The following is a 13273-nucleotide window of genomic DNA, read 5'->3' as shown; positions in this document are numbered from 1 at the left end:
GAATAGCGGGTCATTCTTTGTCACAACGACAGACTCGGCGCCGGACGCCGCCAACAACAATAAACCTGAGCGGATAAAGCTGTCATGAGAGGTCATTACGTTGCAGCGTTGATCGACTTGTTAGTGGAGCGAGGCGTCGATCGCGCGGAGTTTTTGCAGGATTGCCAGTTACAGGAAGACGAACTCAATGCGGACACCCTGATCGACCAACGGCGCCTGGAGCGGGTGACCCGCCTGGCGGCGGAGCGGGTGCAGGAGACCGGCATTGGTCTGCTGGTGGGGCGACGTCTGAATATCAACACCCATGGCGCGCTCGGTTACGCCGCCATGGCCAGCGCCAGCTATGAACAGGCGTTGCAGCTACTGGTGAAGTTCTACAGCGTGCAGGCGCCCAAAGCGTATTTTGAATTGCGGACTTGCGACGGCTGTTACGAGCTGGCCTGCGAGTCCAGTTTTACGCTGCCGGAGCGGCCCTGGGTGACTACGGAATTTCTGATCAGCAGCATCTACACTTCCACGGAATTTCTCCTGAGCGGACGCATGCAGGGTGTGGAAATTCACCTCAGTTACGCAGAGCCGCCTCACGTGGCGTTGTATCGTGAGATCTTTCAGGCGCCGGTGCGTTTTCAGCAGGCGTTTACCGGTATCCTCATTCCGTTCAGCGTGGCGCGGCAGCCGCTGCCCTCGGCGGACCCCATGGCGGCGAGCCTGTTCACCAAACGCTGTGAGTCCATCCAGCATGACGAGCGGGATGAACAACTGCCGCGACGGGTGAAGGAAATGCTGTACGCCGGCGCAGGAGAATTTCCTAGCCAGACCGAGCTCGCCTCGCGATTGCACATGAGCGTGAGCACCTTGCACCGTAAATTGGCTGAGCAGGGCGCAACCTACAAAGCGCTGTTGGCGGAGGTGAAAAAAGAACTGGCGCTGCAGCACCTGCGGGACAGCCGTCTGACGGTGGATGAAATCGCGCAGTTACTGGGCTTCAGCGACGCTTCCAATTTCCGCCGCGCCTTCGTCGGCTGGACCGGCGAGACGCCCAGTGAATTTCGCAAACGATGCTTGTAGGCGCTTGTTATTACTGGCATGTTATTGGCGTACAAGAACGGCATTGTCCATTCACCAATAAGGAATGTTGTTATGCTAAGCGAAACAAAAAAAATAACTGACGCTCGACCTTTTTGCTTCAAGTCTCTCGTATCCATTCTTTCGAAACCTTTCCTACTCACCCTGACCCTGGCGGTCGCGGCGCCCACCAACGCCGAATTCATTCTGGAGGGAGACCGTAGCGTTCCCACAGAAGCGCATCACGGCATGGTGGCCACCAGCCATACTCTGGCGACGGAAGAAGCATTGAAGGTGCTGAAAAACGGCGGCAACGCCATCGACGCAGCAGTGACCGCCGCCTTCGCTCTGGCGGTGACGCAACCCCGTTCCGGCAATATTGGCGGCGGCGGCTTCATGCTGATCTCCTCGGAAAGCCGCAATGAAGTAATCGCCATCGATTACCGGGAGAAAGCGCCAGCGGCCGCCTCCAGAGATATGTACCTGGACAAGAACGGTGAGGCGGACAGCAATCTGAGTCGCTTCTCACACAAAGCCGCGGGCGTGCCCGGCACGGTGGCGGGATTGGCGTTGGCCCTGGAAAAATACGGTACGATCTCGCTGCAGGATGCGTTGGCTCCAGCAATCCGACTGGCGGAAGAAGGTTTTATCGTCACGCCCCGCTTCAGTCATGGCGTGAAAGACAGCGCGGAAAGACTGCGTAAATGGGACTCCTCCCGTAAAGTGTTTTTCAAACAGGACGGTTCTTTTTATGAACCCGGCGACCGCTTTATTCAGAAAGATCTGGCGGCGACCCTGAAGCGCATTTCCGAGAAAGGCGTTAAAGGTTTCTATGAGGGCGAAACCGCCAAACTGATTGTGGAAGAAATGAAGCGCGGCGGCGGACTGATTACGCTGGAAGACCTGAAGAGCTATCAGCCGGTCATGCGCGAGCCCGTTCACGGGACCTACCGGGGCTTTGATATTTATTCCATGAGCCCGCCCAGCTCCGGCGGCATTCATGTGATTCAGATTCTGAACATTCTGGAAGGCTACCCAATCGGCTATCTCGGACACAATTCCGCACAAACGATTCACCTGATGGCGGAAGCCATGAAGCGCGCCTATGCAGACCGCTCCAAGTACCTGGGCGACCCCGATTTTGTGGAAGTGCCGCAGAAAGGGCTGATGTCCAAAGACTACGCGGCGAAACAGCGCAAGGACATTCCCATGAACCGCGCCACGCCCAGCGCTACGCTGGCGCCGGACAACCCCTTGCCTTATGAAAGCAATGAGACCACCCATTTCTCCGTCGCCGACAACAAGGGCAATGCGGTGTCCACCACCTACACCATCAACTTCAGCTACGGATCGCATATCGTGGTCGATGGCGCGGGCTTCCTGTTGAACAACGAAATGGACGACTTCAGCGCCAAACCGGGCGTGCCCAACGCGTATGGTCTGCTGGGCGGCGAGGCTAACAAGATCGAAGGCAAGAAGCGCATGCTCAGCTCTATGTCGCCCACAATCGTGAAAAACAAAGGCAAGAACTTCCTGATTACCGGCAGCCCCGGCGGCTCCCGCATCATCACCACGACCTTGCAGGTGATCATGAATGTCATCGACCACCACCTGAATATTCAGGCGGCGGTGAATGCGCCCCGTATTCACCACCAGTGGTCGCCGGATGAGATTCGCGTGGAGGAAGGCCTCAGCCCCGATACCGTGAAGCTGCTGGAAGGAATGGGGCATGCGGTGAATCAGAAGGCGGCGATGGGCGCCAGCCAGAGCATTCTCATTGACGAAAACGGCGTGTTTTTCGGCGCCGCCGACCCTCGTCGCAGCACCTCATCCGCCATGGGTTTTTGACCCTTCGGGCTTTTAAACTATCCTTACATCCTAGTACTATGCGCCGCTTTTTCTTAACGGAGAAGCGGACGCTTCTCCCATCTCAGTTTTGACCACCACGTCGTAGAACGAACTCAGGATGGTCGTATAATAGCGTAGTATCAATCACTTAGCGGCTGTAAGGCTGACAGGAATAGTCGTGTCTGAATTAAAATTCGATGTTGTTTTATTGGGGCAGTGCCAACAGGGCATGAACCCAGATGATGTAATAAACAAACTGGCCGCCTTGTTCAGGACGGATGTGGACAAGGTGGAAAAAATGATGGTGAAGAGCCGTCATGTGATCAAGAAAGGCGTTGATGGCGCAACCGCCAAAAAATATAAAACGGCGATAGAGCAAGCCGGCGGCGTGTGTGAACTGGTCAAAAGCGCTGCGGCGCCGGTGCAGAAAGAGCCGTCCGTGCGCGCAGCGCCTGCGCCGAAGCCTGCCGCCGCCAAGTCCGTTGAACCGATAAGAGCGACGGCCAATGATGCGGTGGCCAACGCCTACCGTGCGCCTGTTGCGCCGGTAGTGAAAGATCAAATCGTTTATTGTCGTCAGTGCGGCGCGCATATAGCCGCTTCCTTGACGGAGTGTCCTCATTGTCACGCCAAACAGGCGTCCACCAGCGCCAAGAGCAAGGTGACGGCGGGGCTGCTGGCGTTTTTCCTGGGTGGACTGGGCGTGCACCGGTTCTATCTGGGTCAATGGTGGGGCATCTTCTATATGTTGTTCTGGTTTACCTGGATTCCCAGCATAGTGTCGTTGATTGAGGCGATCGTCTTTTTTACGTCGTCGGAAGACAGATGGCAGGAAAAATACGGTCAGGTTCGCGGCGGCGGTGCGGCTATGATTGTCGCGGCGGTTGTCGGGTTATTTGTAATGGTGGCCTTTATCGGCATCCTGGCGGCGGTAGCGATCCCCGCTTATCAAGACTACATAGCGCGGTCTCAAGTCCAGACCTCTATGCCGTTTGTGAAGGAAAACCAGGACAAAGTCAGCGCTTTTATCCAGCGTACGGGCTTTTATCCCAACCAGAACCTGGATGCGGGGTTGCCTGAGGATCTGCGCGATAAAGTCGCCAGTATTCAGCTGCAACAAAACGCCCGCATGGTAGTGACCTACGACATCAAGAGCCTGCGTGAAAACAACACCATCGACTGGATTCCCGCAGAAAGAAACGGTCAGATTGAATGGTCCTGTATGGAAGGCTCCATGCCGGATCAATACCGCCCGACTATATGTCGGGGCGGAAGCCACACCAGCAGCGGAGACCGGCGCGTCTCCGCCGCGTCGGAGGCATTGGACACTGTGCTGCGCAGCGCTGACGGACGTGTGTCCCTCAGCGTGCCCGGACGCTGGAAGAAAATGGATGACCTGAATGAAGAAGCGTCTCTGGGAGTCGGCAATTTGTTTGATGACGCCTATGCGCTGATTCTGGAAGAGTCCCGCGTTGATTTTGAAGACGGCTATACATTGACGGACTATTCCGAACTCATTGTGTCCCTGATGCAGGAATCTCTGGAAAATCCCCGCACGCTGGGAGAGTGGAGCCCGGTTGAAATCAATGGCCTGCCTGCGCGCCAAGTGGCGCTGACCGGCTCGACCGGAGGCGTCAAAGTGACCTACCTGATCACCACTGTGATGGGCGACGCGCACTTTTACCAAGTGCTGGGCTGGACGCTGGCGTCCCGCTACGACAGCAAAAGCGAGGTGCTGCAAGCCGTCGCGGCCAGCTTCAAGGAGCGCAAGAATAGCGGCCCGGTGGCCAACTGACGCAGTCGGACTTCTCGACTCAGGCGCGCAATATTGCCGCGCACAAAGCCCGCGCCGTCTGGGCGTAATCCGCGTCGCCAAAGCACTGGGCGCGAATAATAGCGCCGTCGATCAGCACACCAATCTGCCGCGCCAGACTTTCATCCTCCACGCCTGCCTCTTTCAGCCACTGGGCGACTTTCTCATCCATATCCTGCTTATGTCGCCGCGCCAGCTCCCGTTCCGGTTCCTGAGCGTCATAGATTTCCGCCGTCACATTTAAAAACGCGCAGCCGCGAAACTCAGGATCGTCGAACCATTCCCGTAAGGCATCGAAGATGCCCAGCACCCGCTCTTTACCTGGAGCGTTGAGCGCTTCCACTCTGTTGGTGAACCATTGCATCCAGCGTTGGTGACGCTCCTGCAATGCATCCATCACCACATCCTGCTTGCTAGGGAAATGCTTGTAGAAGGTGCGTTTGGCCACCTCGGATTCCTGAATCACCTGATCCACCTGAGTGGCGCGAAGCCCTTGCCGATAAAACAGGCGGTAGGCGCTTTCGATAATTTTTTCTCGTGCTGAAACTTTCATAATCAATCACTTAGACAATAGGTAGACGATACTGTCTACTTTCTGATTGCAAAGGTAGACTGGTTTGTCTACTCTCTTCTGCGTAAGTAGACAATATAGTCTACTTTTGGACGAAAATAGAGAGGCAATTCATGTTTATTGAAAGAGACGGCAAGCAGATTCCAGTTCCACCTTTTACCGAAGCGTCCGCTCGCGCCAAGGTCAAAATGGCGGAAGACGCTTGGAATACCTGTAGTCCAGAGGTTGTTGCATTGGGATATACGGAGGATTCGCAGTGGCGTAATCGCGCAGAATTTTTCCAGGGGCGCGAGCGCATACGGGAGTTCTTGACCCATAAATGGGAGCGGGAAACCCGTTACAAACTGATGAAGGAGTTATGGTGCTATCAGGACAACCGCATTTCCGTGCGGTTTGAGTATGAATGGTATGACGCGGACGCGGAGCAATGGATGCGCACCCATGGGAATGAGCATTGGGAGTTCAACGAAGAAGGACTGATGGCGCGGCGCGATATGAGCGCCAATGATTACGTCATCAATCCTTCAGAGCTGCGTTACGCAGTGGCTGGCTGAGAGTTACTTCTTCAGCAGACCGATCTGGCGCAGACGCTCAACCAGATAGTCGTGAGACAGAATAGGTTCGTCGCGCACCGGATTCTCTTCGGTGACGCACTGCGGCAGAGCGGTCAGCCACACATCCGGGTTGGGATGCACGAAGAATGGAATCGAGTAACGGCTGTGTCTGGAGGCTTCGCCTTTGGGATTCACCACACGGTGAGTGGTGGAAGGCAGTACGTGGTTGGTCATGCGCTGCAGCATGTCGCCGACGTTACAGATGATAGTGCCTTCGATCATGGAGATCGGCGTCCATTCGCCCTTTTTGCTCAACACTTCCAGACCTTCCTGCTCGGAACCGACCAGCAGGGTGATCAGGTTGATGTCTTCGTGAGCGGCGGCGCGCACGTTAGGCAGGGAATCATCATTGATCGGCGGATAGTGCAGGGGACGCAGAATGCTGTTGCCGAAGTTGATTTTCTCACGGAAGAAGCTTTCGTCTTCGCCCAGGAATAACGCGAAGGCGGACAACATGCGGTTGGACAGGTTATCCAGGGCTTGATACAGCTCCAGCATAGCGGACTTGAAGTCCGGCAGTTCTTCCGGCCATACGTTGGGGATCAATTGCTCATAAGGCGGCTCGCCTTGCACTTCCCGGCCCACATGCCAGAACTCTTTCAGGTCGACAACGGCGGCGTCTTTGGCGATTTCTGTGCCGAACGGGGTGTAACCGCGTGCGCCGTAGTTATCCAGGAAGTATTTTTTCTTCACCTCTTCCGGCAATGCGAAGAATTTCTCCGCGGCGCGCAGGGCGTTGAAGATAGTTTCTTTAGGTACGCCGTGTCCGGTAATTCCCGCAAAGCCCCATTCTTTATATGCGGCCCCTAGATCGGCCAAAAACGCCTGCCGGTCTGAGTCAAACCGGGAAATATCGAGAACTGGTATCATAAAAAAACCCTTCTGTTTAACTGTTATTGTTAGCGGGAGTGTAATAGAAAACTCGACCATTTGGTTAAGAAATTTAAAACTGCCGCTTAAAACTTGCGATGCGTCAAACCCGGCGCGCAGGAATGCGGCGGCGGTGAAAACACCCGCCCCACTGGAGCGGGCCGCCAGGGTGACGGACAAATCGGGGGCGCAATTTTAAGCGTCCGCCTGTGGATTTACTAACACTTCTTGAGCAATTGTCCTTAAGATAACCGCGGCCGTTAAGATTCAAACATCAGGGAGGATTCGGTTATCGTGGAACGCCACGCCCTCCCTGCTGATCAGGCATGCGCAGAAATTAGCGCTATCCGCCGAGCGGCCTTTGTTTTCGTCCGTCCTCCCTGTTCCAGAAGGAAATGATTTCCATGCAGAAACCAATTTTGCGCCGCTTTATGTGGGCGATACTCATGCTGACCCTGGCCGCCTGTAGCCCCACTGATTACCCGGGGCGGATGCAAGGCGATGCGTCTTTGCGGGCGGAGTCCGCCCAGCGTGAATCCAACCCCTACCTGGCTTATGAACACTCTGTTCGCGCGCGTCTGCAAGAAGACAAGATCGCCGCTACGCATCAACAAATCATGGACGCCTGCGCGGCGGACCGGGAAAACCACTGCACGCTGCTCGACGCCGATCTGAACCGGGAATACGCTCGCGCCAGTCTGCGTTTACGCATCAAACCCGCCGGCGTGAAGCCGATTCTGCAACAACTGGCGCAGGCGGGTGATGTGACGCAGGTGAATACCCATGTGGAGGATCTGGCGGCGGCCATTGTCGATGCGGAAAAGCAGGTTGAGATGCTGACCAGCTATCGCGATCGTCTGCTGGAACTGGAGAAGCGTTCCGCCGACAACATCGATTCACTGATCAAAATCGCCTCGCAACTGGCGCAGACCCAGGCGGAACTGGAGCAGGCCATGGGCGATAACGCCTACCTGCTGCAGCGGGTGAACATGGATATCCTCAACATCTCTTTCGATGCGGAACATAATGAGTCGTTCTGGAATCCCATCAGTCGCTCGTTGTCCTCCTTCTCGGAAGACCTGTCGGAAGCCATCTCCGAAGTTATCACCGCCTGCGCCTACCTGCTGCCATGGCTGGTGATGCTGAGCCTTCTGTTCTTCCCTCTGCGGTTTATCTGGCGCAAGTTGCGTCGGCGTTAGCCGGGCTGAGAAATAGCGTTCAGTTCAATTTTGGCGCTCTTTAATGCAAGAGCGCCTACTCCGAATCCCCTGTCGGAATACGCCGGTATTTACTCCATTCGGGTGATCGTTTGGGAACGATTCCCATCCTAGACTCGGGCGATAACCTGAAAAAACGAGTAAAGGAAGCGGACCATGATGCCTGATACATTTCGAATCGCGCCTTTGGCGGCGCGGGTGATTCTTCTCTCTGGATTAGCCTTGAGCGCGCAGACGGCGCTCGCCAGTTGCGCGGACTCGACGGCGAAAACAACCATCGCTGCGGCGGATGCGGTTTGTCAGGAATCTCTGGCGCAGCAGGCGCAGGCGGCGCGGCCATTTCCTCAGGCGCTTGAGTTCGCCGGCAAAATCAAACCCGATCATGTCTCTCAGACGCAGATGAATGCGAAGGTCGCCCAGTTTTATGACTACTGGAAAAGCGCCTATGTGAAGCCGTCCAACGGCAATACGCCTGGCGGCGGCTATTACGTCAATATGAAAGGCACCGGCGGAGACGGCAACGAGATCACCACCTCGGAGGCGCATGGCTACGGCATGATGCTGTTTGCTCTCATGGCTGGACATGACAGCGAGGCGAAGCAGTATTTCGACGGCATGTACAACATGTACGACAAGCATCGCTCCACGCTCAACAACCATTTAATGTCATGGGTCATCGACGCCAGCGAGAACACGAGCAAGGATTCTGACTCCGCCTCCGATGGAGATATGGACATCGCCTATGCGCTATTGCTGGCGCATTATCAATGGGGCTCTGACGGCGCCATTAATTATCTGCAACAGGCCAAGCGCATCATTAATAACGGTTTGAAAGGGGATGACGTGCATAGCTCCTCCAAGCGCACCATGCTGGGGGACTGGGATGACAATCAGTGGACCACCCGTTCGTCGGACTGGATGACGGACCACATGCACGCCTATCAGCAGGCCACTGGCGACGCCTTCTGGGGGGAAGCGGCGGACACCGTCTATGGGATTATCGACAAGATGACCAAGAACTACGCCAGCGCCACCGGGCTGATGTCGGACTTTGTTATCGACAGCAATCCCCGGCCGGCGCCGCCCAACTTTCTGGAAGCGGATACGGACGACGACTTCTCCTGGAACGCCTGTCGCTATCCCTTGCGCATCGCCATTGACGCAGCGCACTTTGGCGACAGCCGCGCCAGCGCCGCCATGAACAAACTAATGCAATGGGCGATCAACGCCACTGGCGGTAACCCGGGGAGCGTCATGGCCGGTTACAAGCTCAATGGCGAGCCTTTAGTGGGATATTCCGCTATGGCCTTCACTGCGCCGATGGTGGCGGCGGCTTCCGTTACCGGGCATCAGAGCTTCCTCAATCAGGGCTGGGATCTGATCAGCGGCAATCGCTCCGACTATTACTCCGACTCCATCAATCTGCTGTCCATGCTGTTTATCTCCGGTAACTGGTGGTCGCCAGTAGAAGGCGGCGGAGATGACGGTGGCGACGATGGAGGCGATGACGGGGATGATGGCGATAATGGCGGAGACGATGGTGGGGATGATGGAAGCGACGATGGCGGCGATCAGGACAACCCTGCGCAAACCACCTTGCGTAAAACCGATGATTGGGGCGACGGCTACTGCGCAGATGTACGCGTCTTTAATACCAGCGACAGCGACTTGATCTGGTCCGTGTCCGTTCCTATCGAAGGTCAGGCCTACACCGTGTGGAGCGCGAACTGGAGCCAGCAGGGCGATGCGCTGAACGCGTCCGGCGTGCATTGGAACCGGGAGTTGGGGCCACAGGAAAGCACGGCGTTTGGTTTCTGCGCCAATCGTTGATCGACCGCCTGAAGGCTATAACGGCGGAAGCATATCCACTTCCGCCTGCGCCAGTTCCTGATGCGGCTTGACGGTGTCGATGCACAGGGTCACGTCGCCAGGGGTGAGATAGGGCTCCAGAATCGGCGCCATGCCGCGCAGTACCTGCACCGGCAGCGCGGAGGTGAAATGAAAGTCGCTGGAAGCCTTGCCCGGCACATAGGCGGTAAGCGTGCCGAAATGATTACTTCCCAGATAGAACACAAAGGTGGCGGTGCGATTGAGCGCTGTGCCGCCGCTGCGACGTCCGTTATCAGAGATAGTGAAGATGCGGTTGTCGCCGGTGCCGGTCTTGCCGCCCAACGCCAGCATGCGACCATCGGGCAGCACGAAACCGCCTTGCAGGCGCCGCGCCGTGCCAGCCTCAACCACGTCTGACAACGCATCTCGCAATGCCGCCGCGACATACGGGTCCATAACTCGATCAGCGGTGGTGCGATAGTGCCGCAATTTCACCTCATAAGGCGTGTCCGCAGCGAAATGCAACTGATCCAGACGGAAGGTGGGCAGGCGCAGGCCATCGTTGAGGATGATGCCCATCAATTCCGACAGGGCGGCGGGACGGTCGCCGGAACTGCCCAGCGCGGAGGCCAGCGAGGGCACAAGATGGTCGAAAGGATACCCCAGACGACGCCAGCGCTGATGCAGGTTGGCGAAAGCTTCCACTTCGAGCATGGTGCGGATGCGCGAGTCCTGCGCATTCTTGGCGCGGGTGCGGAATAGCCAGCCATACACTTCCTGGCGACGTTCGCGACTGGCGGCGGAGAGTTCGGCGAACTCCGCCTGCGGATGTTTTTGTAAATACGCCAGCAACCACAATTCCAACGGATGCGCTTCGGCGATATAGGCCTGATCCGGAAGGCTGAAGGCGCCGGGGGCATAGCGTTCGAACAGCGTTTCCATGCGTTCATCGCTGATTCTGTCCTGAGGTAGTCGCTGCGCCAGAAAACTCTCGAAAGTACGCAGGTCCGAATAAGGGAAGATATAGCGATGCGCGGCCGCCAGCCGCACTGGATTCAAGCGCAGACGATCCAGAAATATATCCAGTTGTTCCTCGCTGCTTTTGCCCTGATAAGCGCTCCAGAAACGTTGCAGAAAGATCAGTCCCTCGCGGTCGGCGAAGCGCGCCAGATATTCATGGCGACGGGGATCGTTGGGGTCTCCCAGTAATTGCCGGCTGTCCTGCTGGTTGGCGTTGACTTCATGGCGCACCAGATCCTGCAACAGACGCACGAAGGGCAGGTTGATGGACTCTCGCAGGGACTCTCGCACGGTGGGAAAGCGGTGATTATCCTGGCGGCTGAAGTTGCGAAAGGTATGAACTCCGCCGCCAGTAAAGAAGATCTCTTCCGGATTGGCGGAGTAACGTCTGTCCAGCGCCGCCTGCAGCATGGGCGGCAGAGATTTGTCTTCCGCCTGGATCAGATACTCCAGCGCCCAGGCGGTAATGGGATCGTGGGATGCCTTGGCGGTCCGGCGCAGGACTTCTTCGTCCTCGGCGGCGTAAGTCAGGTGCAAAGTGGCGACCAATTCCAGATAGCTGGCCAGCACTCTCAGCTTGGCGGTGGAGCCCAGCTCCAGCTTGCTGCCTTCGTTAATGTCGAAGGGCTGTCCGGTGTTGTCGGTTTGCACCCGCACCCGGTTACCGGTGGCGGAGCGCTCGAACAGGGTGAAACTGTAGTACACCTCTCGCGCTTGACCCTCAGACAGCAAACGCGGTCCAACCAGCCCGGTAGCCTTGGCGAACTCAGGATCGCTAAGACCGCGCAGGTAGGCGGACACCTGATGCTGCAGACTGCCCTGCAAGGTCGAGGAGGCGGTGAGATCGGTGCGATCCAGGTCGTACAGGGATAGATTGAACATGCGCGCCAGACGCAGGCGCGCCACATTGACGCCTTTGTCCGCATCCACAGGCGTCACCACTCGGGCTTCCGTGAAGTCGCGGTAGCGCGTGCGCTGTCCCAGGGCTGCGTCCCGCAACGGCGCGCCGATCTCGCCGCCATTGGTCATCAGGCGCAGATAGCTGTCAGTGAGATTCTCCAGGTCAGCGCGGCCCTGCATCAGATAATAAGAAGGGCGTCGGTGTGCGATCATCAGCGACAATATGCGGCGCAGCGTCTGCGCCTGCTTTTCCAGCAGCTCGCCTTCCGCGCCGTTCATGTTGAGCAGATGGTTGACCTCTACAAAATCCGCTCCGAACCAGACCCACAAACCGTCGCCGACGCCGTGTACTTCACCCTGTCCGGGCGCGGCGGCCAGCGGAACAGTATTAAGGTAGGACAGCACCAGATTCTTGCGCGCGGACAGCGTCTCCGGCCCGGCCTGATAAGCGCGCACGCTGGCGGACAGCATCTGCAGCAGCTTGTCGCGAGGGGAGGAGGTCAGTCCTTCGGCGGAATGGCGATACTTTTCCATCTGCGTGGCCAGAGTACTACCCCCCATGGAAGCGAAATCCCCGCCCAATGTGTTGCCAATACGCACAACGGCGGCCTTGCTGAAGCGCCCCCAGTCCACTGCGGGATTGATCAGCGGGTGCTCCGTATCCAGCAGGTTGCGATTCTCAATAAACAACAACGTGCTCGCCACCAGCGGCGGCACGGATTCGAAGTCGTCATAAATGCGTTGCGGGTAACGGTTGCGGTACATCACGTCCCCGCGACAGTCGAGAATATCCAGTCCCGCCTGTGATTTCTCCCGATAGGGTGGGAACAGCCCGTGTGAGGTGTACTCCATCAAGGCGGGAGAGAAACTGGCCTGGGATTTTACCTCCCAGCTTTGCTGATTCAGTTGCTGCAGAAAGTCCGGCAGAGCTACATACCCCAAACGCTTATCAAACGGTCCCTGGTCCGGATAGCGCACCGCCTCCGCAGGCCCCGCAGTGAGGCTGTAGTTCAGTTGACCGGCGTAACGCGAAAACAAGCGCGCCTGAAACCGGGAAGTGTGACTTTCAAAGTAAAAAAGGAGGGTTCCCACGACCAGAATAAGCGCGGTAATGCGCAGCAACACCCTCTTCAACCCCGCCCCTTGCTCATTTTCGTCAAAAGAGGGCAGAGAATCCGGCTGGGACTCGGAATCAGGGAGATGAATATGCGAAAACACGCCCATCTTTGAACCGAACGCAAGTGCTGTTGCTGATTGTGACGACGACAAGGACTGTCATAGATCTGCGCCGTATTACTACTCCCCGGCGGGCCTACGCCTTCACTCTCAGTATAGTCCACCGCCCCCCGGCGCGTAGGGGCGGTAACGAAATTTTACGGATTGGGATTTGGGGATGGCGATAGTGTTTCAGTGGATATTCGCGAACAGCTAATTGTGGGAGATAATTCGCTTTTTGTTGTATGACTGTGCTGGGTATTACTCTGTCAGCTTATTGGCCTCGGCCAAGTGGATAATGGTTTGGCGG

The 13273-nt window shown here is 56.9% G+C and carries 9 protein-coding genes; 6 read left to right on the top strand and 3 right to left on the bottom strand.

Translation table 11 applies throughout. The annotated features are described in order from the left end of the window. Nucleotides 1-84: 84 nt before the first annotated feature. The 3 genes from EUZ85_RS01315 (at nt 85) to EUZ85_RS01305 (ending at nt 4708) form a co-directional block, all read left to right on the top strand. Nucleotides 85-1068: an AraC family transcriptional regulator gene (locus tag EUZ85_RS01315; protein ID WP_127974152.1), complete on the top strand. Its 984-nt coding sequence runs from the start codon at nt 85-87 to the stop codon at nt 1066-1068. Nucleotides 1069-1140: 72 nt separating this feature from the next. After that, entirely contained in the window at nt 1141-2913 is a 1773-nt protein-coding gene (gene ggt, locus EUZ85_RS01310; protein WP_127974151.1) for a gamma-glutamyltransferase, read from the top strand. A 178-nt stretch (nt 2914-3091) separates the two neighbouring features. Further along, the gene (locus EUZ85_RS01305) at nt 3092-4708 is read left to right on the top strand and encodes an NINE protein (RefSeq protein ID WP_127974150.1); all 1617 of its coding nucleotides are present in this window, start codon (nt 3092-3094) and stop codon (nt 4706-4708) included. Between the two features lie 19 nt (nt 4709-4727). Here the strand turns inward: EUZ85_RS01305 and EUZ85_RS01300 are convergent, their stop codons facing one another. Further along, nucleotides 4728-5279, bottom strand: coding sequence for a TetR/AcrR family transcriptional regulator (locus EUZ85_RS01300; RefSeq protein WP_127974149.1), 552 nt, complete (start codon nt 5277-5279; stop codon nt 4728-4730). Nucleotides 5280-5410: 131 nt separating this feature from the next. On the opposite strand from EUZ85_RS01300, the gene EUZ85_RS01295 reads away from it, so the two are divergent. Further along, complete coding sequence (locus EUZ85_RS01295; RefSeq protein ID WP_127974148.1) at nt 5411-5851, top strand: nuclear transport factor 2 family protein; 441 nt, start codon at nt 5411-5413, stop codon at nt 5849-5851. A gap of 3 nt (nt 5852-5854) precedes the next feature. Here EUZ85_RS01295 and EUZ85_RS01290 read toward each other — a convergent pair whose 3' ends face one another. Continuing rightward, the gene (locus tag EUZ85_RS01290; RefSeq protein ID WP_127974147.1) at nt 5855-6781 is read right to left on the bottom strand and encodes an isopenicillin N synthase family oxygenase; all 927 of its coding nucleotides are present in this window, start codon (nt 6779-6781) and stop codon (nt 5855-5857) included. 404 nt (nt 6782-7185) lie between these two features. Here EUZ85_RS01290 and EUZ85_RS01285 point away from each other — a divergent pair, with 404 nt between their 5' ends. Continuing rightward, nucleotides 7186-7980, top strand: a complete 795-nt coding sequence (locus tag EUZ85_RS01285) for a DUF4349 domain-containing protein (protein WP_164887413.1) — start codon at nt 7186-7188, stop codon at nt 7978-7980. Between the two features lie 174 nt (nt 7981-8154). Beyond that, on the top strand, nt 8155-9828 hold the full coding sequence (locus EUZ85_RS01280) for a glycosyl hydrolase family 8 (RefSeq protein ID WP_127974145.1): 1674 nt from the start codon (nt 8155-8157) through the stop codon (nt 9826-9828). Between the two features lie 15 nt (nt 9829-9843). Here EUZ85_RS01280 and EUZ85_RS01275 read toward each other — a convergent pair whose 3' ends face one another. Continuing rightward, nucleotides 9844-12972, bottom strand: coding sequence for a transglycosylase domain-containing protein (locus tag EUZ85_RS01275; RefSeq protein ID WP_127974144.1), 3129 nt, complete (start codon nt 12970-12972; stop codon nt 9844-9846). Nucleotides 12973-13273 lie beyond the last annotated feature (301 nt).

The sequence above is a fragment of the Hahella sp. KA22 genome (assembly GCF_004135205.1).
Taxonomy (GTDB): domain Bacteria; phylum Pseudomonadota; class Gammaproteobacteria; order Pseudomonadales; family Oleiphilaceae; genus Hahella.
The sequence above is the reverse complement of the archived record's forward strand: the minus strand, read 5'-3'. Positions and strand labels throughout refer to the sequence as shown.